Source organism: Mycobacterium sp. HUMS_12744610, assembly GCF_041206865.1.
Taxonomy (GTDB): Bacteria; Actinomycetota; Actinomycetes; order Mycobacteriales; family Mycobacteriaceae; genus Mycobacterium; species Mycobacterium servetii.
Window position 1 is genome coordinate 141535 of sequence record NZ_JBGEDP010000002.1, and the last position, 23448, is coordinate 164982.

The 23448-nt window shown below is 64.2% G+C and carries 25 protein-coding genes; 6 read left to right on the plus strand and 19 right to left on the minus strand.

Translation table 11 applies throughout. The annotated features are described in order from the left end of the window. Positions 1-2: 2 nt before the first annotated feature. From AB8998_RS30140 to AB8998_RS30165, 6 genes are all read right to left on the minus strand, one after another. On the minus strand, positions 3-188 hold the full coding sequence (locus tag AB8998_RS30140; protein ID WP_069404361.1) for a helix-turn-helix domain-containing protein: 186 nt from the start codon (positions 186-188) through the stop codon (positions 3-5). A 123-nt stretch (positions 189-311) separates the two neighbouring features. Continuing rightward, a complete protein-coding gene (locus AB8998_RS30145) occupies positions 312-728 on the minus strand; it encodes a hypothetical protein (RefSeq protein WP_019345303.1) in 417 nt (138 codons plus the stop codon). Further along, positions 725-877 (minus strand): hypothetical protein, encoded by a 153-nt coding sequence (locus AB8998_RS30150; RefSeq protein ID WP_369741972.1) that lies wholly within the window; start codon positions 875-877, stop codon positions 725-727. The genes AB8998_RS30145 and AB8998_RS30150 overlap by 4 nt, the downstream gene beginning before the upstream one ends. A 52-nt stretch (positions 878-929) precedes the next feature. After that, positions 930-2669 (minus strand): hypothetical protein, encoded by a 1740-nt coding sequence (locus AB8998_RS30155; protein WP_369741973.1) that lies wholly within the window; start codon positions 2667-2669, stop codon positions 930-932. A 116-nt stretch (positions 2670-2785) separates the two neighbouring features. Next, entirely contained in the window at positions 2786-4573 is a 1788-nt protein-coding gene (locus AB8998_RS30160; protein ID WP_369739986.1) for a hypothetical protein, read from the minus strand. A gap of 23 nt (positions 4574-4596) precedes the next feature. Continuing rightward, a complete protein-coding gene (locus AB8998_RS30165) occupies positions 4597-5997 on the minus strand; it encodes a tyrosine-type recombinase/integrase (protein ID WP_235848076.1) in 1401 nt (466 codons plus the stop codon). Between the two features lie 118 nt (positions 5998-6115). Between AB8998_RS30165 and AB8998_RS30170 the strand changes: the two genes are divergently transcribed. Then, the gene (locus AB8998_RS30170; protein WP_369741974.1) at positions 6116-8302 is read left to right on the plus strand and encodes a type ISP restriction/modification enzyme; all 2187 of its coding nucleotides are present in this window, start codon (positions 6116-6118) and stop codon (positions 8300-8302) included. A gap of 16 nt (positions 8303-8318) precedes the next feature. Here the strand turns inward: AB8998_RS30170 and AB8998_RS30175 are convergent, their stop codons facing one another. The 4 genes from AB8998_RS30175 to AB8998_RS30190 all read right to left on the minus strand — a co-directional run bounded on the left by AB8998_RS30175 (position 8319) and on the right by AB8998_RS30190 (position 13120). Continuing rightward, a complete protein-coding gene (locus tag AB8998_RS30175; RefSeq protein ID WP_369741975.1) occupies positions 8319-10709 on the minus strand; it encodes a hypothetical protein in 2391 nt (796 codons plus the stop codon). Between the two features lie 10 nt (positions 10710-10719). After that, positions 10720-11535: a hypothetical protein gene (locus tag AB8998_RS30180; protein ID WP_369741976.1), complete on the minus strand. Its 816-nt coding sequence runs from the start codon at positions 11533-11535 to the stop codon at positions 10720-10722. Beyond that, positions 11532-11819: a hypothetical protein gene (locus AB8998_RS30185; RefSeq protein WP_369741977.1), complete on the minus strand. Its 288-nt coding sequence runs from the start codon at positions 11817-11819 to the stop codon at positions 11532-11534. Before AB8998_RS30185 ends, AB8998_RS30180 begins: the two co-directional genes overlap by 4 nt. A 173-nt stretch (positions 11820-11992) precedes the next feature. Further along, the gene (locus AB8998_RS30190) at positions 11993-13120 is read right to left on the minus strand and encodes a restriction endonuclease (RefSeq protein ID WP_369741978.1); all 1128 of its coding nucleotides are present in this window, start codon (positions 13118-13120) and stop codon (positions 11993-11995) included. Between the two features lie 316 nt (positions 13121-13436). Between AB8998_RS30190 and AB8998_RS30195 the strand changes: the two genes are divergently transcribed. Beyond that, on the plus strand, positions 13437-13808 hold the full coding sequence (locus tag AB8998_RS30195; protein ID WP_369741979.1) for a hypothetical protein: 372 nt from the start codon (positions 13437-13439) through the stop codon (positions 13806-13808). A 773-nt stretch (positions 13809-14581) separates the two neighbouring features. Here AB8998_RS30195 and AB8998_RS30200 read toward each other — a convergent pair. The 5 genes from AB8998_RS30200 to AB8998_RS30220 all read right to left on the minus strand — a co-directional run bounded on the left by AB8998_RS30200 (position 14582) and on the right by AB8998_RS30220 (position 17113). After that, on the minus strand, positions 14582-14953 hold the full coding sequence (locus tag AB8998_RS30200) for a hypothetical protein (protein WP_369741980.1): 372 nt from the start codon (positions 14951-14953) through the stop codon (positions 14582-14584). A 425-nt stretch (positions 14954-15378) separates the two neighbouring features. Further along, complete coding sequence (locus AB8998_RS30205) at positions 15379-15660, minus strand: hypothetical protein (RefSeq protein WP_369741981.1); 282 nt, start codon at positions 15658-15660, stop codon at positions 15379-15381. Continuing rightward, complete coding sequence (locus tag AB8998_RS30210) at positions 15657-16028, minus strand: hypothetical protein (protein ID WP_369741982.1); 372 nt, start codon at positions 16026-16028, stop codon at positions 15657-15659. Before AB8998_RS30210 ends, AB8998_RS30205 begins: the two co-directional genes overlap by 4 nt. Before the next feature lie 105 nt (positions 16029-16133). Next, positions 16134-16466: a hypothetical protein gene (locus tag AB8998_RS30215; RefSeq protein WP_369741983.1), complete on the minus strand. Its 333-nt coding sequence runs from the start codon at positions 16464-16466 to the stop codon at positions 16134-16136. Positions 16467-16582: 116 nt separating this feature from the next. Beyond that, positions 16583-17113, minus strand: a complete 531-nt coding sequence (locus AB8998_RS30220) for a hypothetical protein (RefSeq protein WP_369741984.1) — start codon at positions 17111-17113, stop codon at positions 16583-16585. Positions 17114-17381: 268 nt separating this feature from the next. Between AB8998_RS30220 and AB8998_RS30225 the strand changes: the two genes are divergently transcribed. Then, complete coding sequence (locus AB8998_RS30225; RefSeq protein ID WP_369741985.1) at positions 17382-17624, plus strand: hypothetical protein; 243 nt, start codon at positions 17382-17384, stop codon at positions 17622-17624. A 258-nt stretch (positions 17625-17882) separates the two neighbouring features. Here the strand turns inward: AB8998_RS30225 and AB8998_RS30230 are convergent, their stop codons facing one another. After that, positions 17883-18704 (minus strand): hypothetical protein, encoded by an 822-nt coding sequence (locus AB8998_RS30230; protein ID WP_369741986.1) that lies wholly within the window; start codon positions 18702-18704, stop codon positions 17883-17885. A gap of 135 nt (positions 18705-18839) precedes the next feature. Between AB8998_RS30230 and AB8998_RS30235 the strand changes: the two genes are divergently transcribed. Continuing rightward, positions 18840-20024, plus strand: a complete 1185-nt coding sequence (locus tag AB8998_RS30235) for a Fic family protein (RefSeq protein WP_369741987.1) — start codon at positions 18840-18842, stop codon at positions 20022-20024. Positions 20025-20068: 44 nt separating this feature from the next. Here AB8998_RS30235 and AB8998_RS30240 read toward each other — a convergent pair whose 3' ends face one another. After that, a complete protein-coding gene (locus AB8998_RS30240; protein ID WP_369741988.1) occupies positions 20069-20704 on the minus strand; it encodes a hypothetical protein in 636 nt (211 codons plus the stop codon). 183 nt (positions 20705-20887) lie between these two features. Between AB8998_RS30240 and AB8998_RS30245 the strand changes: the two genes are divergently transcribed. Continuing rightward, positions 20888-21196 carry a hypothetical protein gene (locus tag AB8998_RS30245; RefSeq protein WP_369741989.1) on the plus strand — a complete coding sequence of 103 codons (309 nt, stop codon included), beginning with the start codon at positions 20888-20890 and terminating at the stop codon, positions 21194-21196. Positions 21197-21268: 72 nt separating this feature from the next. On the opposite strand, the gene AB8998_RS30250 is transcribed toward AB8998_RS30245, so the two are convergent. Continuing rightward, positions 21269-21733, minus strand: a complete 465-nt coding sequence (locus tag AB8998_RS30250) for a hypothetical protein (protein WP_369741990.1) — start codon at positions 21731-21733, stop codon at positions 21269-21271. A gap of 8 nt (positions 21734-21741) precedes the next feature. After that, positions 21742-22296, minus strand: coding sequence for a MerR family transcriptional regulator (locus AB8998_RS30255; RefSeq protein WP_369741991.1), 555 nt, complete (start codon positions 22294-22296; stop codon positions 21742-21744). 217 nt (positions 22297-22513) lie between these two features. Here AB8998_RS30255 and AB8998_RS30260 point away from each other — a divergent pair, with 217 nt between their 5' ends. Then, a complete protein-coding gene (locus AB8998_RS30260; protein ID WP_029367938.1) occupies positions 22514-23068 on the plus strand; it encodes a hypothetical protein in 555 nt (184 codons plus the stop codon). Positions 23069-23448 lie beyond the last annotated feature (380 nt).

Consider the following 23448-nt stretch of genomic DNA (forward strand, 5'->3'; position numbering starts at 1 on the left):
GTTCAGTCCTCCGCGGCCGTCGCCCCGTTACGACGAACCCAATCGTCGACCTCAGCCGCCTGGAACTTCCACAGGCGCCCCACCTTGTGAGCGGGCATGGCCTTCTCGGCGATCCAGCTGTAGATCGTGTCCTTGGTGACGCCGAGGTGGGTGGCGATGTCGTCGGCTGACAGCCACGGCTCAGCCACAGGCAACCTCCTGACTATCGACCCCCTGCGTGCCGACTGGTCGATCTTAGCGGGATGAACCGATTTAGACCGTGTATTTGCGGGTTCAACCGACTCTGTCGAGGTCGGAAAGTCAGCCTGTGATCACCACCGCCGTCGCGCATGACGGCCCTGCAGCGGAGTGACGGTTCCGCGCGGCACGGCACCGCGACTCGCTTGTAGCTGTGAGTGGAGCTCGGCGATCACGGTTACCGCGGCTTGGTTCTTTCGTTCGAGGTCGGTGTTGCTTTGCCGCAACGTCGCGATGGTCTGCTTGAGCTTGGTGACTATTCCCTGCAACTCGATGATCTGGGAGTCGCGCGGTGCGACCCGGGCGCCGACAGCGGTATTCCAGTCGGCGAGGACGGCGTCGGCCCGGTTCATGGTGGCGCGGCTGACACCGGCTTCGACGTGCAGGTTGGCTTTGGTGAGCCGCCCGTCGGTCCGTCTGGATTGGCCTGTGAGGAGTCGCTGCATGGCGTCGCGCAGCTTCTTCTCGGACGCAGGGCTGACGGCGGTCACTTGGGGTCCTGCTGGGTGATTCGTCGGACATCGGCGAGTTGGGCTTCGAGGCGCTGGCGGTGGACGGTGGCCATCTTCTTGTCCTTGAGTTTCTCGACGAGGTCGGCCTCCTCGTGGCGCCAGACCGGGAAGTGTTTGTCGGTGATCACTGAGTTTCGGCAGGTGGCGGGTTGGCACATGCTCGGGATGGGTCCGCCAGCTTTAACTGCGGCGGACGCGCCTTCCAGGCAGAGTGCCTTGTTCGGGTCGCCGAGGCAGTGGTTGAGGGTGCCCAGGCGGATCGTGGCAAACTCGTCGCGCAGCAGGTTTCGGAGCATGCGTGTCGCCTACCGCGGCGGTGCTGCTCGCACGGTCGGTGACGCTGTCGAGGCTGTTGACGAATGTGGCGGCGCCAGGGCCGCGCACTTCTCGGTCACCGTTGGCGTGCCGTGCCCAGTCGGCGACGAGCTCTCCGGCAGCGGCCTCCTTGGCGTGGTGTTCGAACTCTTTGGCCCACTCTGGTGTCGGTGCCCCATAACCGCTGGTGGTCGCGTTGGCCAGTGCCCGCGTGGCGTTGTGCTTGAGGGTGATTCCGAGGGCGATCTCTCCGTCGGGTTCGTTGGCGGTGAGGACGGCCATGGTTCGGCGAAACATATGCGGCGCCAACGCTGTTGCGAGGATCGGCTCCAGCCCGTTACGGGGTGAGTGGTCATTGACCCAGTTGATGAACGACCGAATCTGTTCGTGCTGGTCGAACCCGGCGAGGTCACGGTTGACGCCGGTGCGGACACTGCCGAACAGCCTGCCTGGGTCACGGGTAATGCGTTCTGCGACTTCGAGGGCGCGAACGACCGGCGGGCTTACCCACCAGCGCTGTGGTGTACCCGCACCCGTCTGGCCTTTATGGAGGTTGCTGGTGATCGCGGGGGCGCCATAGTGCGTGCCGATCGCTCCGGCGGCGAGTCCTTGGACTTCGCTGTCCCGCATCATCGTCATGATTGCGACGAAAATATAAGCAGCGTTGCGCATTTGGGTGAGTTCTTTGCTTACGATGACGCGGTCGAATCCGCTGATCCATGGTCCGCGTGTCCCGTCGGGTCGGTCGACGACCGTGGGTGGAACGGCGGAGTAGCCGAACTTGGTGGGCAAGCCGGCGGCGATCGCGTCGCGGACTCGTTGCCGTCGGGCTGCTCCGCTGCCGTTGTAGAAGTTGACTGCCCGGATCCGCGGCGTGGTGCATAGCGCCAGGCCGTCCCAGTTGATCTCGCCGGCTTTTCCGCGTCCAAGCGTGTAGATGTGCAGCGGAATGAAACCGTCGGGTGATGTGAGCCAGGAGTCGATTGCGCGGTCGATGGTTTGTGCCGCCGGCCATTTTGCGGGAGGTGGGCTGGCATCCAGTGTGTCGATCTCGTCGCGGGCGGCAAGAACGTCAGGGGCGAATACGTCGATATAGGTCCAGCAGGCGCGAATCAGTGGCCAGAATGTGTCTGGAGGGATGACCGGTGTCTTGATCTCGCCCGAGCTGCCAGTTTTGGAACGCCCCACCGGTACCCGCAGGCCGCCGTTGTGCATCAGCGGCCCGAACGCCACCAGGTGGCGCAGGAGATCGTTCGCTGACTTCTCGGCGGTGGCTGCGCGGGTGGCGCGAACCGATGCGAGATACGCCTCGCTGTCGTCATCGGTCCATAGCGACAGGTCGGCCGTGTAACCACGGTCCTCAGCCCATTTCGCGAGATACCGCAGCTCGGCGAGGGCGTGCTGGATCGACTTGATCTTGTAGGGCCGGTTGGACCGGTAGACGTGCGCTTCACGAAGGACGGTATGGGTTGGTTGCAGCATCGCCATTGCCAACGTCTTGGCGATGGACACCCAGGCCTCGGGGAGGTCATCGAAACGCAGATGCGCACGAGACGCGCTCAGGTTAGGGGCGATTCCGCCGGCGGTCAGATCCCAGCGGGGCATATCGTCGAATCGCAGCTCGGGACCGGGTGCGATCCGGCGAGCCGCCGGTAGCACGGGTTCGTCGGGAGCGAAGGGCGGATCCCACGCCGCCGCTATCGGTGATGTGAGTTGGCGGGTCACTGTTCAGCCCTTTGTCCGAACGGTCGATGAAGGTGAGCGGTTTGTTGGCGCGCTGCTTCGATGTGGTCACTGGTGAATTCGGTGAGGATGGCGTCGACGTTGATGCGTTGCTGGCCGTAGACTTCGCTGAACTGGATTGGGGGCATGGTCTTTTCGATGCCGTCCAGCACGTTGCGGTATATGAGGAGGCGTGGCAGGTGGTCGCGGAAGACGACCGCGTTTCGGCACTGCAAGCACAGCGACGGCGAGGCGTGGCACAACGATCCTGTCTGCCCGACCGGCGGATCGTAGGGGTCTCGGCATGCTGCAAGTGTCAGCTGCTGCTCTGTGGGTGATTCTTCGGCCACCGACATGGCGAGGGCGGCCACATCGGAGTCATTTGGGCCAGCGGCGACGTCGGCGGCCGTCGCGTCGATAAACATCGGTCCGTTTGATGCGCGTTCGAGGACTTTGCGCTGGGCGCGCAGGACTGTCTGTGCCGCGATGGTGTGAACCGTGGTGGTTTGGGCGTAGTGGCCCCGGAAGACTTCGACGGAGTGGTCGTCACCGGCGGCGCCGTTGAGGGTGCCGAGCAATGCGGCCCGCGCGCTTTTCACCGTCTTGCGGATCCTACGCATATCGTGCGGTTCGCTGATCGTCAGTCCGTGGCGCTCGATGAGCTTGTTGAGCGAGTTGGGGCATCCGAAATGTCTTGCACGGATCACATATTGGGGATACTCGTCGTCGCGCCGGTCCCGTGCAGAGCGGACCCCTGTCACCCAGAAGAGTGGCTCGTCGGGAGTGAGCGCGTGCGCGTGCTGCATCGCGTGTGCGGCGCGTCGAAGCAGGTCGCCGGCCTTCCATCCCCAGGATGGCTGTGGCGTTGAGGACAGGGTGTGCCAGCGGATTCGTTGGGCCCGTAGCTTGGTCGCTCGGACACGGACGGAGGAGTCGCCGATCTCGATGTCACTGCGCAGAAGTCGGCGGCTCTCCTCAGGTGCCCACCCCGTTTGTAGGTGGAGCAGCACTCTGATGGCGAGAAGGTACTCGTCCTCTGGGGTGAGGTATGCGCCTATGGCCGTCACCAGCGGGCGTGCCTTCAATCGGGCATCGCGGTTGACTCCGGACTCTTGGTCGACGTCGCATCCGTTCAGTGCTCGACGCGGCCCGGCCAGATGAACGTGGAACGATTCGTCGTAGGGCAGGTTCCGCAGGGCCCACAGGACGTTCTCCACTTGGTTCCAGCCGTGGCTGCGGGGATCCCTTCCGGCGTTCAGCAAGGTGTTGCCGCGGGCGAGGCGTGTTTCGGTGTCGCGCACGATCGTTCGGCATGTCTGCTCAAGGTGGAGTCGTTCGTCGTTGCTGAATTCGTCGAGCGGTAAGCCCTCCCATGCGCTGCCGTCCAAGACCCATCCGCTGGTCCAGTCCGCGAGCACACCGTCGTGCACCCCGTGTGATTGGAGATATCGGGCGACGTGATTGCGCAACTCCATGCCGAGGTCTTTCGCGTGCACGCTGGGAGGCGGGAAACGCAGGACCATTGCCGATTCCCAGTCGTGCAGTCGTCGCGCAACCTCCCCGCCGTCGCCAGACAAGGTGAGAAATCGGTCGGCGCGGTCGGTCAAGAATTCGCCAACTCGTCTGATGACCCCGCCTTGACGAGTGATTGTTCCGGGGGTCAGGTCGAGATGTTCGGCGGCCTCTTTCCAGGCGTCGGCCAGCTCGGCGACCAGCCGTGTGGCGACATACTTACTTGGGTCGATGCGCGCCGACTTCATCGGTCCGCCGGGCGGGAAGAGCACCATGCGCGGTTCACGGTCAGCGGGCGTCACGACGACTGCGCCTCCAGCTCCAGCTCGTCCAGAACGTAGGTGGCGTAGTCGCGGGTATCGTCGCTCCAGGATTCAAACGCCCGCTGGATCAGCTCATCTGACTCATCGACAAACCGGAGGTAGACCATAGTCGTAGACGGGCTCGCGTGGCCGAGTAGACGCTGTAGAGTTAAGAGCGGGTTGTGGACGATGTGTTCGCTGATCGTACCGAATCCTGTTCTCGTCCTGGACTGTTCGAGTAGCATCGCGCGTCGCTGCAGGCTGCGCAGCATGACCACAGCGAATGTATGTCTCAGGTCATGCGGTGTGACCGCGGGAGGCATGGTGGGTGGGGAACTCCCGAACGCGGCAAGGCGGTCGTTGGCGTCCTCAAAGTATTGATGCCAGCGCCGCTGCGACGGCGGGCGCCCGCCCTTACCCACAAATAGCGACAACGGCTCGATATACCCAGCCGCGTCGACTCTGACCAGGAGCCGTCGCACTTCGGGAGGGATCGCAGCGAAGTCCTCCCGCGTGTCGATCCCTTTTTGACGGTATGTGAGCTTGCCCGCGGTCGGGTCGATGTGGGTGGCGACTGCCAGCGTCGGCAGCCTGCGCCGCAGAGCGGTCTGAGCTTTGCGGACAAGGGATTTACGTTCTGTGGCGCGGTAGAGTTCGACTGCCTTGACGGTCGAGGCTGGGATATAGACCCGCCGGCGGCGCGCATTCTTCGCACACGCTTCCAGCACCAGCGAAGCGCCGCCGTCGGAAGACGGGATCTCGGCATCCAGCAGCGTGGACCACTCGGTGAGGCGCATGCCGGTGGTCAGGGCCAGGTCGACCGCGCACACGTTGCGGACGGTCGATTGACCACGATAGGAGCGGTCGACCTCTCCTGAGGGCAGCTCTCCACCAAATCCGATATTGCGCAGGGCCAGCCATTGCGAATGTGACAGCGCTCTGACGTCCATCTCCGTGCGTGGCGTCCTGGGCGTCACGACTGACCTGCTCCCGACCTGGATCCAGGGCAGGCTGTCGCGTTGGCCAGTCTCGTACAGGTAGGTGAATAGCGCCCGAATGACGACAAGATGTCGAGACCAAGAACTGGGTGACACGCCGTTGGCGAGTCGGTGCTTGCGGAATGCAACGAGATCGGGCTCTGAGACATCAAGCACCCCGATGCCTCTCGTGTCCAAGAACCGTCCGAACTCCAACGCATCACGGGCGTACGCGTAAATCGAGTTCGTCCGCAGGTTCTGGCAGTACAGCCGCAAGAAGGTGCACCACGGCTCCATTGGCCGCATCGCGTCATCGACGAGTATGGGAGTGCCGCAGGCCAGCCGACGGTCGGCCGGGCCAACATCGATCTGATACTCGCTTTGCTCGACCGCTGCCCAATCCGCGAAGTACAGCTGCAACGTGTCACCTCCCGCTGATCAATCCGCCCCACCGTATTCGCCGGGGGCTACTTGGTCCGTGAGACACGCCCAGAGAGAGCACATAACAGCCGCAGGCACCGGCGGCTATCTGCAACAAGTGATCGAGCACGTCGCAAAACGCGTCGCGGACCGCGACGGCCAAGGCGCGGTCGCCGGCGCCGTTACCGACCTTGCAACACGCCTCTACGGATTCGAACTGCAGATGGGCCCATTCGCCGTCGCCGAGCTGCGCGCCACCGACCTGCTTGCCGACGTCGGAGCCAGCCTCCCAGATCGGGGACTGGGCCTTTTTGTCACCGACACCCTCGACGACCCCTACGCCGAACAAACCCAGCTCGGCTCCGGACTAGAGCTCATCAGCCGCTCCCGCTCCCGCGCGGCCAAAGTCAAGTCAAAGACGAAAGTCACTGTGGTTATTGGCAATCCGCCCTACCGCGAACGTGCAGAAGGCATGGGAGGATGGATCGAAAACGGCGACGGCTCAGACCCCTACCGCCCCCTCGACGACTTCCGCGCCGCCGGCAACGGCCGAGCAGAGTATGTCCTCAAGAACCTCTACGTGTACTTCTGGCGATGGGGAACCTGGAAAGTATTCGACGCCAACGCCAGCATCCCCAACGGCGACACCGGAATCGTCTGTTACATCACAACCTCCGGCTACCTGCGCGGCCCCGGCTTCAAAGGCATGCGAGAGTACCTGCGCCGCAACACCACCGAAGGTTGGATCATCGACGTCTCACCCGAAGGCATCCGACCCGACGTCGCTACCCGCATATTTCCCGGAGTCCAACAACCCCTTGCCATCGCACTATTCACCCGCACGCCCCACTGCGACCGAGACGTCCCCGCCACCATCCACTACACTTCCGTACACGGCCGCCGCGCCGACAAATACCGAGCGCTCGCCAGCCTCACCCTGACCGGCGCCCAGTGGCGTCCAGCCCGCACCAGCTGGCAAGCCCCGTTCACCCCAGCCGCCGACACCGACTGGGACGCCTATCCAGCCCTCAATGACCTACTTCCATGGAGCACCCCCGGTGTCAAATCAAACCGCAACTGGGTCACCGCACCCACAGCCGTAGTACTGCGCGACCGGCTCACACGGCTCATCAGCGAAGCTGACACCACACGAAAAGCTAACCTATTCAAAGAGACTCGGGATCGCACCCTGTCATCCACGGCCACACCCCTAGGCCCAGGCACCGAACAGCACACCGACCGGCCACTCCGCGCAGAAAGCCTCGCCTACGCCGCCAACGCGCGCATCGTGCAATACGGATACCGCTCGTTCGACCGGCAGTGGATCATCGCCGACAACCGACTCCTCGATCAGGCGCGGCCACCGCTGTGGGCCGCCGCACGCCTAGCCAACCAGGTCTTCACCGTCGAACTCCACTCCAAGCCCATAGCCAACGGGCCCGGCGTCGTATTCAGCTCCCTCATCCCCGACATGCATCACTTCCGCGGCAGCCAAGGCGGCCGAACCCTGCCCCTCTACCACCCCGGGGGTCGACCCAACTTCGCCAACGGCCTCCTCGGCGCGCTCTCAACGATCACTGGAACAACCGTCACAGCTGAAGACCTACTCACATACATCGCCGGCGTCGCAGCGCACCCCGCCTACGTAGATCGCTTCGCCGACGAACTCACCACGCCAGGTATTCGTATACCGATCACCACCGACGCCACCCTATTCCAACGGGGAATTGACATCGGCCGGGACATCATCTGGCTACACACCTACGGCGACCGATTCCCAGCCGGACGCAACGGAATCCGATACCAATCAGACGACGCCCGCCGTATCACCAACCAGACCACCGTCACCACCATCCCGAACGCCATCACCTACAACCCTGAAACGGCCACCGTACACATCGGATCAGGAACGTTCGGCCCCGTCCCACAACAGGTATGGGACTACACCATCGACGACAAACCGGTCATCAACGCATGGTTCAACTACCGCAAAGCCAACCCCACCGGCCGCAGAACTAGCTCCCTCGACGACATCAACGCCACCACCTGGCCCACCGAATGGAACGCAGAACTCATCGACCTCCTAACGATTCTCGCCCGACTCGTGGACCTACACCCTGTGCAAGCCGAGCTGCTCGACGAGATCCTCTCCCACCCTGTGGCCAGCTACACCGACCTCGCCGCCGCCGGTGTCACCTGGCCCACCAGCAGCGCCGACCCACAACGCAAACCCGACTACACCACCCAAACCGACCCCGACGACACCGGCCCAGGCCAACTCGGCTTCAGCTTCGGCAGCCGCTAGCCAGCGGCTAGCAACCCTATGCGCCGGCGGCAACCACGATCGGTGGCGGCAGGATCGGCTGCGTCGCCATCAACACCGCGTACTGGATATCAGCCATCACAGTCCGTGACGGACTCCCCAAGCTGAGCAGCAGCGCCTCCCACCCACGCAGAGCCATCTCCATGCCCGTGTGGATACCCCATTGCGGCGTCCCGTAGTTCGGAGCTCCGATCAACCGGGTGGCCAACTCGCCCATCTTCGCGGCCAGCAGCTGCTTGACATCACCTGCGCCGCCCTCCCGGCCGATCTGAGACAGCGCCAGGGCCCGCAGCTTCGCATCCTCGGCCGCATCGGGCCACTGCGCGAACATTTGGTCGTGCTCACCGACGAGCCACTGGGCGACCGCCTGGACCTCCTCGGGTAACACCGCATCCGGCAGGGACATCACCCATCGCCAATGCTCCGGCGCCGCCAACTCCAGCCGGTGCCGGCCGCCAGGCTCATGCAGCGGATTCGGAATGATCACCCGACTCGCCTCATCGGCAGCCAACACGACACCACGCCCAAACCAGCCCGGCATACCGGGATGATAGGCACGCGCGACCACGATGCGTGGTTGCTCCCCAATGGCTTTCGCGTACTCGGCGAGCACAAGCGCCGACGGGTCGAGGCCACGCCAGGAGTGCCGCACGTCGGCGGGCACCCGCTCATCCAGGTGCGCCACTGTCACCCCTGCCGGCAGGTAGACGCCGGCAGGAATCCACGACAGACCGTGTCGCTCGGCGACGACGAAACGCATCGACGCACCGGCCCCAAACACCGCGCACGACCACCCACCCAAGATGAGGCTGCCGGCCGGCCGTTCCGGATCGTTGAGCGCAGACACCAGCGCCATTGCCGCACTGAACTCCGGGGTCGACCGAAGCCCCTCTCCCACCGTGTGAGCCCCCATCTGCATAGCCTTGAGCGCCGCATTCTTCCCGCCGAGATTCATGATCCCGGGCGGCGGACCGGACACCGGCCCACCACCACCGCCACCTGGCGGCGGTGCTGCCGCCGGAGGAGGAGCAACCGGCGACGGAGGCGGCGCAGTATTCGGCACACCCGCTGTCGGAGGCGGCGCCAACGGCACACCACCCGCGCCCGCGCCCATCGGCGGAGTACCCGCTCCGACCGGCGCGCTCGGCGACGACGTCACCACCTGCTGGGGACCAGCCGGCGCCGATGGAGTCGCGGCGGCCGGCGCCGTCGGCGCCAACGGCGCAGGCGACGTCTGCATCGTCGAACCCGCAGGCGGCCTGAACGGCTGCGCAGCAGCAGTCGCCGCCGACGCACCAGTCGCTACCGGAGACTGCGAAAACCCTTGCGCCGCACCATTTAAGAACTGCTGCGTCGGATTCAGAGAAGCAGGCGACGCAGACGCACCACCACCCGAGCCGAGCCCGGACAACCCGCTACCCCCGCCAAGGCCGCCGCCGGAGGGCGCGCTCGGCGTCGAGGGCATCTTCGGCATTGAGCTACCCACTGAAGACAAACCCGACGTCGCACTACTCGATGCAGAGGTACTTGGCACTGTCGGGGCCGGAGCGCCGGCCGAACCCGGGGTTGCCGCCACACTCGGTTGCGAGTTCTCAACTAGACCTGCCGGTCGCACATCGCCTTTCGTCGAGTTTGAAAGCTCGGCGGGCTTCCCTGTATCACCCTTCCCGGTAGCACCGGTTCCGTCGCCAGCAGGACGGACATCGCCTTTCGAGTCGGTCATGCCCTGGCTCACATCGCCTTTTGTGCCAGGGATCGGATTGTCTAGCGCGGAGGTATCACCTTTGCCGGTTTCAGAGCCGGTACCTGAACCAGCGGGGACAATCGTTCCGTACTGAAACTGTGGGAATGGTTGGTCGTTGTGAATCAGCGGCTGTAAGCCGGGTGATGCTGGAGCCGTCGGTGTGTAGATACCGTCGTAGAGCTCCTGGATCGCTTGTTTGGCATCGTCGGTGATCTGTTTGATCTCAGCGCGTAGCTGCTGAATACGCTGTGTGCTCGCCTCGGACGGGAACAGGCTGAGGATTACTATCTCGGCCTCTTTCGAGGCGATCACCGCTTCAGCGACCATGGTGGTCACCGCGATCAAGAGCTTCCCTAGCGCGACACCCTCCGCCACCACGCCGGTTTCCGTGGCGCACTTGGCGAACCAACCAGATAGATCGGCGGCCATGCCGCCGACCTTGAACGCCGCATCGACCTGCGTTTCGAAGCCTTCTGGCAGCAACGTCTGGTACGTAGTGCCGTCTTGGTACGACTTCTGCTCTGCGGTCCCCGCACCGGTGCCAGCCTTCGCGAGCGCTGTCGCCACCTTCGCTATGCCCAGCTCATCGATCTCAGGCCAATGGTCACCGATCAGCCCATGCGGACTCGGCGGCTTCTCAATCATGCGGACTCGCTTAGCGCGGTCCCGTGACGGTGCACACGCTGTTCACTGAATTACCGAAATCAGTCACCGCCTGCCAGAGCCGCTGATCGTTCGGCTGGTAATTCGGCAGCCGATTCGCGTACGCGTCCTCGTACTGCGCCTGGCTGCGCATCAAGGTGGCCAGCAGATCGTTTTGCGCCTTGTCCGCGAGTCGACGCAGGTCATCAGCTTCCGCGCGGAGCGTCGGAATCACCGCCATATTCGCCGCTCGTTGGTCGGGAGTCCATTGAGCAGCGGAGATATTCGGATCGATGGCAACCCAGGCCGCGCGCTTCGCGCGATAACCATCTGCCAGTGGAGACCATTCGGCGCAGACGGGATCCGCCGACGTGGGCACACTCACGTCGATCGGCGGCGCTTCTGCGGTCACGGTTACCGGCGCTGGCGCGGTCGGTGCGGCGGTGTCGCGAGTGCCAGACCCGATGAGCCCGCCGATGACTCCACCGATGATGAGTGCGGCGGCTGCGGCCGCGCCGGAGATCGCGAGGAGCCGGCCACGGCGGCTCGGGGCCACTGGTGCGGCCAGGCTGATCTGCATCATCGCGCCGGAGTTGTTGTGGAGCTCGCGCACGGCAGCGTCGATCGCCGACGAGGGCGTGCCCATGTCGGTAAGGCGCTTCACGTACTTGGCGAGCGGGACGGCGCCGGCGCTGTACATCGGGACAGGGCCGGTGGTGTCAGCCGGCATGAATCGCTGGATCAGGTCTTCGCGGAGGCCCGACTCGCGTGCGAGTTCAGCCGTACTGATCCAGCGACCTGGCGCGCTCTGCGGTGCGTAGGTGGTCATACGTATGTGGTCCCTCCGCTTTGGTTTACGGTGGCGGCGCCTTGCTGGTCGGCGGCGGTGATTCGGTCGGCTGCGGCTGCGAGGCCCTGGCGGAGCTGGTCGACGCTGGTGTTGTACGTCGTGGTTTCGGTCTTGCCGGTGTCGACGATGGCCTGCAGGGCGGTCGAGATCGCGGTGCTCTTGGTGTCGCTTCCAGTGGGGATCTCGGGCGTGTCGGTGGACAGGTGCATGCTCGCCGAGTGCGCTGCCTGCGCGCCGGCTGTCGTGTCACCGCGGATCGCCATCGTCTGCCTCCCCTATTTGTCCAGGTAACCAGTCTAAGCGTTCAGTCGCGAATCCGACAGAGACAGGATTCGTGCAGGTCAGGGCTCTGAGTGGGCCGCTGGGGTGATCTCGTACGTGGCCGGTTGCTTGGGCCCCGGCAAGACTTGCCTCGTTGAACAACCGTGTTCGGTGGTCAGGAGATTTGGCGGTCGGGCTCCAGAGGTGCCCGCAGCAGCTGGTCGCTGCCGACCAGTTCGCAGTTGTGCGTGTACGCGAGGTCTCGTGCGGCCCGGGTGAAGCCGGTGTTGGTCACGACCATGCTGCTGGTGCAGCCGTGGTGGGTTCCTCCGGCTACTACTTCCTGGACGGCGGATACGCCGACTGGTTGGGAAAGCCGTTTGCATTGGACAGCTTTCCGTATGTGTCCGGAGGTGGCGATGAGATCGACTCCGAAGTCCCCGGTTCGAGCCGTGTGGGTTACGTGCCATCCGACGTGGCGGAGGAGTTCTGCGACGTAGTCCTCGAACTCTTCGCCAGTCATCAGATTGATCTCATCTGAACGGTTCGCTGCGGCGGGGCCGGCGGGGTGCAGGATCTTGCGCTCGATTTGGAGCGCCGCGAGAGCGACTGTTGATACCCACTGTGGGTCGGCGAAGCGGAAGTTGCCGCTCATTGTGCGGTTGGTCGATTCGAATATGACCCATGGCGGGTTGTAGTGCACGCCGAGAACTTTGCTGAGGCCGACTTCTCCTGACGCTTGGAGGGTCCGAAATTGGATGCGTTTGTCGGTGATGATCAGCGACCCTTTGGTGGCTTGGGGGCCTGATTTGAGTTCGCGCCAACGGGTCGCTTGCACCCATATGTGGCAGCGTTCACCTCGGGGCAGCATGAGCGAGTTCTGCTCGTCGACGGTGGGTAGGTGTCCTGCTCGGACCATGGTTAGCTGGTGCTCTCGTTGGAGCTGTTGATTGAGAGCTACAGCGGATTGTGGCCATCCCAGGGCGGCGGCAGCGCGTTGGAACAGCGCCAGGGCTTCTGCGGTCACGTTGCCGTCGAGCAAAGCGGTGGAAGCGCACCTGTTCAACCAGTCGCCGGCAAGGTCGGCGATCAGGTTGTCAAGCGGCAGACTGACTGCGTTGCGCCACTGTTCAAGGTTTGCCCAGTCTTGGCTGAGGGGCCCTGAGCTGGCGAGAATGTTCGCCGCGGCGTATCTGTACTGTGGCCCCAGATGGGCGATGGCCTGTCGACAGGTGGCGCAGTATCGCTTCTTGCGCACCGGTGTCCGGCACCGTTCGCAGTGCGCGTTCGCGAGATAACCCACACGGTAAATGGTAAGTGCGCTGGCCGACCTCTACGGGCTATCTGGGACAACCAACGTTCCAGAGCGGAGTCCGGGTCGTCCCCTTCTACCTTCCACGGATCGCGTCGATGTGCGCGGCGTCCATGCCTGACCACCACTCACTTCCCCGGGCCGGAGTTCTGTATCGATTAGTTCATGCGCTTCGCCCTCAGGCGAATCGAGCAACGGCAGAAATACTTCTGGCCAGTGCCGCGGGTTTGGACCAGGCATAGAATCGAGCATTTCAAGATTGCGACACCGAGTTCTCAACCTGCACCACACGAAGGGGGCGCAGAGGATGTATCTGGACGACGGCGACGATGTGATGATGCTGATGCTGCTTGGGGCGGCTCTAATCGGCTGTCTCTATTTGCTGGCCTGGCTCATCTACCGCGAGATCGACTTCGCGCGGACCAGATCTCGATCGCAACAGAAGGCACGTGAAGAAGAAGCCCGGCGCGAACAGGAGCACGCCCGGCGCGAGCACCAAGCCGCAATGGAGCGCGAAGACGTGCTCGCGGATCTGCGTGACTACGGCATCTCCGAGTATCAACTTGAGCATCTCCCGACGGAGGAGATAGCGACTCAGCTCAGAGTGGCGGTGGATGTTCACCGACGAGCTATCGAGGGATTCGCCGGAGCACGCCGACCCGCAGACGCGCTTCGTTAAAACGTAGGGCGCCAGGCGATCCCAATGCGACGGTGGCTCCCTCAAACGCGTCGTCGCACCAGTTCGTTCAGGCGGGGCAGACCCGGGCCCCACTTCGGACTTCGCCTTTCATCAGCGGCGTGAGTCTCCCTCTTCGTACGCACTCGCCGGCAGTTGTGGGTCCATTGGTAGGTCGCGTTCTTCTCCGGGGAAACGCCACAAGTAGTGGCCGTACTCCTCGCCCCACTCGACTTCGATTGGTCCAGAGCGCCACTCGCGCTGCGCGGTCGTACCGATATAGGTAGTCCCGGGGCGAGACGGGTCGAAGAAAAATAGTGCTCCGCAGCTGCCTGCCGCCTCGCTCGGTCGGGCGCTTTCGGGGGTGCAGTCGAATTGCCGGCACTTTGCACCGCTTGGTGCGCTGCAGGTGAACCGGAGGTCGTCCCCGTCCTCGTTGACGGTTATGGCGTGGTCGTAGGTGGTGTCGTTCACGATGCTCTCCCCCATTGTTGCGTCTCTCGTCGTTCGGTGCGATGACGGGTTGGCGTTCGTCGAGTGCCGCGAACTTGGCGACCAGGGCGTGGTTGTAAGCCTAAGCGCGGGGGCGGCGTGCTTGCGGCGCAGCTCTTCCTGGGTCGGGTGAGGTCGAGGGCGAACCGGTACGCGCGAAGGTCAAGGGTCGGCTCAGAGCTCATGGTCGGCAGGTTATGCGTGAGGTCCGACAAGCTGGGGCACCCGCCAGCCCAACGCGAAGCGCACTGGCATCGGAGGCATGTCTCCGCGGTGCTCTCGTGTTATTTCGGACGATCGTTGTTCGTTGGCGCTGGTGCGGGCCAGCTGTTGCAGAAGTCGACGAATTGCCGTACCAGGGCAGCCAGGTCGTCGGCCGCATCGGTCTCTTTGTCTTGATTGCCCGATGCGGCGGCGTTGACGAAGCGCTCTTCTGCCGCATCGAGCGAGTTGATGTAGCTGTCCAACGTCGACAACATCATCTCGGTGTCAGCGTCAAGTAGGTCAGTACTGTCCGTGGGCGCCGCGGGTGCGGGCTGAGGCGAGTCAATGGCGTCAACGATCGCGTTCAAATCAGCGTCCGTGGGGTCACCGAGAAAGCGCCAGAAGACATCTCGACATCCGGCGTCGCGGCGGATGCGCTCGACGAGGCCCAATCGGTCAAGGGCGCACATCTGCGCGTAGATTCGGTAACCGGTCTCACTGTATCGGTGGGCGCCAAGCAGCTCGCAGACGCGGCGCGTCGATATCGGCAGCGGCCACTCGGTGCGTAGTGCGGCGAGTATCTGGTCGCGGATCGCGATCGTCCGGGCGGACGGCCTACCCATGACAATGCCGATTGTGACTTGTCATGGTCATTGTTTTGCGCCTTTCCTTGGCGGTGTGCAGCGGTGGTGAGTGAATGTCACGGGTAGCCAACGCCTTTGGTGGCGAAGTGCACGTGGTAGAAGTGGTTGGGAGTCGGCCCGCCGCGGTCCTCCATCGCTTCGGAGGCGCGTGGGTTCTGCGCTGGTCCGGCCGCACCCGCTGGTGTGGCTTGTTGGTGCGTAGAGAGCTGTCGGGTGGCGGTGGCGGAGCATGTTCAGCGGTACCAGGTGGAGACGCACATGCAGATGTCGGGTCCGGTGGGCATCCGCAGCGCCGCCCCGATGCCGCCGATGACGACGAGGGCGCAGGCGGTGGCCAGCAGTACCGATACCGTCGCTGTCCGCAGTCTGGTGGCGAGTGGGGCTGGGCAGAGGATCCGGACAGTGATCATCATGATCATCATGGCGATACCGGTGAACAGGAACGCTCCGATGGTGGTTGTCGTGAACGGCAAGAGCCGGGTGTAGGCGTTGGTGAGGAGCTCGATCGGCGTCATGACTCACCCTCGGCGGCGCGGGGGTGGCGGTGTACGCGCCGGTAGGGGAGCGTTTCTCGTGCAAATTCCAAACCACGGCCCGTAGGTATCCAGGCCAGGTACTCGGTTTCGTCGTCGCCTGAAACGGCGGTGACGTCTGGTAGAGGGGTGCCGTCTTCGTCTCGGGTCTTGACGGCTTGGATGTAGACGTCGCCGTTTTCGGCTTCGTAGGCGATGCTCATCTCCGTCGCGCGGCGGTTGTAGATGGCGATTGATCCTTCGCCGTAGCCGCTTGCGAAGAGCCACCGGATGTCGGCGCCGGTCATCGTCAGTAGCTGGGCCGGAATCGTTTCGGCGAGAACTTCATCCTCTTGGTCGATCTCGGTCATATTTCGCCGACTCCTTTGATTTCGTTGATGTTTGCGTTAGCGGACGTGGTGGCGTCATGCTTCGCGTTCTGTCGGCAGGTAGCCGCAACTGGCGTGCCTGAAGGATCACGCGGGGCGGTAAAAGCCTTGGAATCCCGGTCCCGTTTGGTCGCTGAGCCGGCCATCGTGCCCGATCAGTTGACCGTTGTCGGCGACGATTGCGGTGTGGTCGGCGAATACTGCGATGTCGCCGGGCCTCGCCGCTGCGAGGTCAACGGGAATGACGGGTGGGAGCGGGTGCGTGTCGGCGTTCTTAGGTTGTGGCTCGTCCCAGAGCATCTCGGCCGCACTGCGTGAAATCGGGCCGACGGCTACTCGGTTGCGGAGGTTGTCTCGCGCCTCGGTCGCGGTGAGGGCCTGGCGTACCGCGGCCGTCGCGTTCGGGTTGAGGACGGCCATGGCGTTGGGCAGCGGCGATTGGGCAGCGGGGTGGGTGTCAGGCCGGCGATCGCCAGGACCGCGACGAGGGCGCCCAGCCCGCCACCGCCACAGCAGCTGCGCAATCCGCGACCGCATCAGGCATGCCCTGCTTCACGCGCGAGACGGCCGCGGCGGAACGTGGTGTTCCAGGCCTGCGCTGATGCCCGCCGCGCCGTCTGCATGCGGGTTGGCGATTCCGGCTCGTCGTCGACCGGCTCGGATAGCCACGACACAAGCGCCAGTCCGATCATCGCTGTCAGCAGTGCCGCCATCACAGACAGCAGCGGTTCGGCGACGGCGACGGCGACCATCGCGAATCCGAAGCTGATTTCCCATCCCGACGTCAGCGGGTGTGTCCACCACTGTGGCCCCGGCACGAGGCCGTCGATCAGCAGGGCCAGCGCGGCGCTCGCCACTGCCAGGCTCGCCAGTGACTCCACGTCTCTTCTTTTGAAGGGGCGGTAGTGGCCTTTGCCGTACGGCGGCCGCCGAGTCAGCACCGACGCCGCGACGCGGGGACCGCTGACAACGAGGCAGCGCGCGGACCGCAGCAGGATCGGGTAGGACAGCACTGCCAGTGCCCATGGGGCCAGGAACTCGGAAATGAGGTGCGGTGTCATGGTCATCGTTGCGGGCCTTCCTTGGTGGTGGGCGGGTGAATGTCATGGGTAGCCACCGCCGTTGGTGGCGCGCCGTGCACGGGTAGAAGTGGTTGGTGGTCTGGCGGCCGCGGAGCCGTGGTGGTGCGGTGCAGCGAATCGGCAGCGTGGAGGCGTCGAATCGCGGCGAGGAAACGCTTCATGGGGTTAATGCTTGGCAGCGGTCGGGGCGGTTTCAAGAGGACCGTGCGACGTGGGCGGTTTTCGATTCGTACGGGGCGGACGACATAGGTGTATGGATGGCGACGAATTGAACCTTGTCGAGCGCGCTGTGAACGCTTACCTGGACTTCCTGGAGGGCATCGGTCCGCGGCCGACGTTCGACGATCTGCGCGATGACGATCGGCGGTGTGCTGTCGCGGTGATCAACATCGTGCTCGCGGGCCAAGGCAACGACCTGAGCAGGGAAACTCCCACGGTTGAGGAGCTCCTCGAAGGCACGGAGTTTCAGCTGCGTGCCGAGCTTGATTCCGATTGACCATCAGGCGCGTCGGCCGCACTCAAGTGGACACCTTCGAGGACGATTCCGCCCTGCATCTAGTTCTTCGCCGCGCCGGCACGCGGCTTCTAGCTGGTAGGTGGTTTGAGTCCCTCGGCGGCATAGAGGTCGCGTTCGTATTGCGAGGCTGGGAGTTGACGGCCGTTGGTGGCGGTCTGCCGTCGAAGTTTGGTGGCTTGTTCCGCAGAGAGTGGACGGGCCGCACGTCGAGGGCGTCGCCGGTGAGTGGGCCGCTCACTAGGACTCCCCTATCTGGCCGATTTCGCCGGGCAGCGGTGGCTCGGCGATGAGTCTTGTCTCGCGCAGGACTGTTTCTTCGACGCCTTGGCGCAGCATCGCTTCGGTGCGGTGTTGTCCGTTGATGTACCAGACGTTGTCGGGTTCGCGGCCGAGTTCGATGGACTCGTACAGCAGGGTTCTCGCGGCTGCGTCCACTCTCGGTGGTACGTCGTCGGGGATGTGGCCGCCATCCTGAATCGCGTGGATGGCTACCTCCACCGCCTTGCCCCAGTCGGCGGTCATGAAAGGCTCCATGTCGCGGAAGAGGCGCCGTGGCGGGAGGTCTTTCACCGGGAACCGGCGCCAGACGTGGGCGTACTTGGGTGGGGGCGGTGTGTATGGCAGGAAGTCGGCGCCTTCGTCCCATTCGGCGCCGAGCCGGTTCAGGGTCTCGATGTCGGCGGGGTCGGTGGCGTGGTGGCGGTCGAATATCCCGTCATCGTCGAAGTCCAGCGTCACGATCTGCGGGGAGTCCTTGAACTTGAAGAGGGGATCAAGGACGTTGGCGACCAGGATTGGTGGCGCCTGCTCGGCGGGGAAGAACTGTGCCCAGGCGTCGGCGCGGAACATCTCGGCGCCGTTGATGTGCCCGGGCCCGGTGTCACCGGCGCGGCGGGTGATCACCGCGAACGTTCGGCCGGTCTCGTCGCGGAAGGCCTGAGCCCGTGAAGTCCACCCGTCCCGGATCGTCCACATGTGAACATCGGCGAGCCTGCCGGTGGTGGCGCGGCGGGGCGAACGCGTTCGGATTCTGGTGATCAGGTCGCGCAGTAGTTGCATGCTGTGGAATGTAGAGGGCCCCGGTGACACTCGACTGATCGTTTCGTTCAGCACATGACTCTGTGCTTAATGTTGTATGTATCTTCCTTTAGTATAAGTGGTGTTAGTTAAGTTTCCCTCCGGAGATGGTGGCATATGACTTGGCCGGCACACACCTCGGAGACCAGGCCGTGGGTGGCACGGGGCCGCCACGGCAGCCGCGCTGACCGCACGCTCACCTACGTTGACGTGACCATCCCGCCGGCTATCGCCGGACTCGACTACGACCCCACCGGTCCGACAGCTCGCGTGCACGAGGACGCACTCGTCGCGGTGGCGCGGCTTGAGGCAGGGTTCGGCGAGCACCTGGCCCCGTTGGCTGATTTTCTGCTGCGCAGCGAGTCGGTCGCATCGTCGAAGATCGAGCATGTCGATGCTGGTTGGCCGGCATTTGCCAAGGCGGTCGCGGGTGGGCGGGCCAGCGACGAAGCTCAGTCGCAGTTGGCGGCGACGCGGGCCCTGGCGGCGATGGTCGACGATGCAGGAGCGGGTCCGATCACGCTGGCTGGCGTCCTGGAGGCGCATCGGCTGCTCATGTCGCCGGACTACTACGCCGCCGCGGAGAGCGGTGCGCTGCGGACGGTGCAGAACTGGATCGGCGGCAGCGACTACACGCCCTTGGATGCGATGTACGTGGCTCCCCCGCCCGAGCTGGTCTCGGACCTGATGGCCGATTTGATGTCCTTCGTCGACCGCACAGACCTGCCCACCGTGGCCCAGGCGGCCATCGCGCACGCGCAGTTTCTGTCGATTCACCCGTTCACCGACGGCAATGGGCGCATCGGGCGAGCGTTGATCAGCGCGACGTTGCGCCGGCGTGGACTCACCCGGCGGGTCACAGTTCCGCTGGCGTCGGTGATGCTCGCCGACATCAGCCGCTACTTCGGTGAGTTGACCGCATACCGCCGCGGCGATGCAGATAGTTTTGTGCGCTACGTGTCGGAGGCGGCAGTGATCGCGAGCTCGGCGGCCGAGCAGTCCGCGGCCCGCTTGAGCGGGCTACCCGATCACTGGCGCTCGATGGCCCGGCCGCGGGCGAATTCCGCCGACGAGAACCTGGTGGATCGGCTCCTGGATACGCCAATCCTGAACGCCGCGACCGCTTTTGAGATCACCGGGACCAGTGAGCCGAGCACGTACAAGGCGCTGGATCGGCTCACGGAGGCCGGTGTGCTTGAAGTGGTGTCTGCATCACGCCGGAATCGGATCTGGGCGGCTCGCGATGTGCTGTTGGAGTTGGATGCCCTCAGCGCCGCAATCGGCCGACGAGTCCGTAGCTGAAGTCTGTTCTGTGAATTTTCGTCGGCACTCACTGGTCGGACCGATCACTCCGCTTGCGGCGGCGCATCGGAGTGATTGACGTACTCGGTCGGGTCGAGAGGTGGGGCGGTGGGCATCCGCTGAGCGCGCAGATCGTCCGCAGTGTGGGGCGCTACCTCGTAGAAAGGCGGCAAGTCGTCGATCGTCATGCCAGTCCAGCGGAGGTGTTTGAGGCGACCAGCACAATTGTCGATCGGGAGCACTGTTGGAACGAATCGTTCGGAGACAATCGGGCTGGTCGCGAATACGAAGGTGCGCGCTCCGAATGATCGCTGGCGCTGCAGGGCATTGGCCCACACCGTGATGCAGCTGGTCTCGGCACACTCGCGGTGGTGGGCCAGCTCCGCGATATGGGCGAAGGCCCGTGTGCTGTCGTGCTGCAGGCTGACTTCAGGCCAGCAGTCCCAATCGGCCGGACGACGGAGCGCCGAGGTTGTGCTGGTCTCCTCCTCGCCGGCGCCGTGATGATGATGTGATTCAGCGGCCGCCGTGTCGACGACTTCTACTGGCGCATAGGGCAACCCGTTGTAGGCGGGAATGCAAACCTCGTTGAGGTCACTGCGGAGGTGTGCCGCGTGTGCTCGCCACCACGCAATGGGGTCGTCTTCCGGTATCCCAAGACACTGCTCCTTCTCGTTCATGCTGTTGATGTTCCTCTCGGGGACGCCCTATTCGTTCTGTCTCGTCATCGTGCCCGGCGGGTACGACATTGTGGCGCCTGTCTGGCCAGCAAGCCCTTCGCCACGGCGTGTGTTTTCGAGCGTTGTCGGTGCCCGGTGCGATGCTGCACCTCGACACGGTTGTTGCTCCCAGGGAGGGCGGAGATGGCTCGTCGCGCGATTGTCGATGGCCTACCGCGTTTAGCCTTTGCCTCGCGGAGGTTGTCGGTGCATCGGTTTACCCTGCGGCGCACCAAACTGAGAGGGGTGGTTGTTATGGCGCTGCAGGATTCGACGAGAGAGAAATACCGGATTTCCTATCGGCTCGAACGGCAGATATGCGATGGGGAATTCCAAGAGATTGGTTTCGGAAACACGCTCGTGTACGACTCGATCGATGACGCAGTGGCCGAGGCTGTGTCGTCGATGACCGAGTGCGGGATCTATGTTCCAGGCAGGACGAGGCAGAAATGAACCCGGCGCTTACCCGTTCCGCTCACCAGTCAACGCTCGACGGCAGCCCAACATTCATGTGACACAAGGGCGCTACGCCGGACGGTGGAGTGTGCTGTTGCGTCGCCGTCGTTCGGCTCGCTGCTGACGTAGGTACAGGACGCGTTGTTCGAGCCAGTTCGGTTCCGGTCCGTCTGTCAGGACGTCGATTTGCGGGTCGGTGAGGCCTTGTGGTTTTCCATCGACCGCGGCGCCGGTGATGAGTACCGGGCCCCATAGCAGGGGGACGGTGCGCGGCAGAAATGAACTGGCTGCAAGCAGGTTCAGGGTCGCCATCCTGTTGACCGTCGCCCATGTTCCGGCTGCGCTGAACCAGAAGACGATTCCGGATCGGACGCTCACCCCTTCGGCGTGATCGCCGAGGAGTTCGGCCAGCAGGTTCGGCGTGATCTCGACGAGCGACATCTGCTCGTTCGTGTCGATCGCGACGCCAACGTCGACGCCCTTGTCGACGAGCAACTCATCGTTTTCGCTGAGATGGCCGTCAAATTCCTTCACGAACACTCCTAGGCGACTTGGTTGCGCCGTTTGGCGAGTTCGTCGTCGACGGCGCCGGGTTGGCGCTCACCGGTGGCTGTTTCTGATGGGAATTGGCGGATGTCTTCACGGAGGCTAGGCAGGGAGGCGCCCACGGCGATGCCGAAGACGCCTTGGCCTCCGGCGAGCAGATCGACGACTTCGCTGGCGGTGGTGCATTCGTAGATGCCGACACCGTCGGAGACGAGGGTGAGTCCGGTGAGGTCCGTGACGCCGCGATCGCGTAGCGCTGCCACGGCGGTGCGAATGTTGGCCAGAGATATGCCGGCGTCGAGGAGTCGTTTCACGATCCGCAGGACGAGGAGGTCGCGGAAGCTGTAGAGACGCACGGTTCCGGATCCGGACGCGGTGGCGATGGATGGTTGGACCAGCTCAGTTCGTGCCCAGTAGTCGAGTTGTCGGTAGGTGATGCCCACGACGGCGCATGCTGCCGGTCCACGCCAACCTCGGGTGTCGTCGGCGACTGCGGATACTGCGTCGAACGCTTCGGCGTCGAGATCTTCGAAGCTGAGCTGCTGTTCCATCACGGTGGTCCTCCCGGTTTCCATGGTAGGTCGGCCGGGTGGGCAGGCGCCTGTGACGCGCTAGGTTTGACACGGAACGCGTCGTCACCAACCTGCGCGCGTAGTGCGCGTATGTCGGCGCAGGGCTGCGCTTCGCGCCCCGGAAAGGACACCCGTTGTTGCTTCAACGCGAGCACGTCGTGGCCGCCGCCGCGCCCCGAGGACGGCGGTAATCGCCGTGGGACTCGTCGAGAAGGTCTCGCGCGCACTGGTCGAGAACATAACCGCCCGCTGCCAATGGGACGAAGCCGCTCAGCTGTACTGGCTCGAACTCACCGCCGGCCAGGTAACGATGCACCTATTCCCGATTGACCAGAGTGTCTTCGACACCGGGCATCGCCCTACTGATGTGCTGGCCGGATTGGCCCGGGAGGTCGCCGCCCAGCAGGACGCACTACGGCGGGCAGTTCCACCAGGACTGTTCGGCCTGGCGTTCTTCTGCGAAGCGTGGTCTGTGACTGTGCCCGCAAATGCAGACGAATGGGACAACGCAGCCAGGGCCGCGGCCGCCGGCGCAGTCCCCCAACACCCGGACCGCGTGGAGCAGCGAATGATCTACGCCGTCGAACGCGGCGGCCGCCGATTCCTGGTCAGCCAAAACCGCGGTGAACCCGTCGAGACCAGCGTCGAGCACCCGGACGAACCAGCCGGCCCGAGGAACTTCGGACCGGCCACCGACGCACTCGATGCGTTCCTGGCGGCAATGCTCGGCGTCAACCTACGCCGCCGGTAACCGAGAGCCGGCCTGGCGATGTCGACGTGTCACACTGCAGCCGCTTCAGGCGCTCGTCATGGAATGCCGGCTTCACCGAACTGTCGGCCAGTCCCAGGTTGTGAGCGCATGCGCTACCTTCTCGGGCCAGCGCAATGGCGATTCTTCGAGCGGAAACACCTTGGCCCACACGGGATCATCGCCCGGGTCACCAAGGTGTGCGAATCCTTCGCGGTCTAGTAGGAGGTACAACGGTCGCACCTCTCCGTCCTCGCAGCGGACGGCAAGATAGGCACGGCCCTTCGCGACGCTCGCGTCGATCGCGACTGCATTCGGGTACTCACGCTGCAGCGCCGCAGCGATCGACAGTCGGGGCCGAGCTCCGCTCTCAGTGCCGGGGA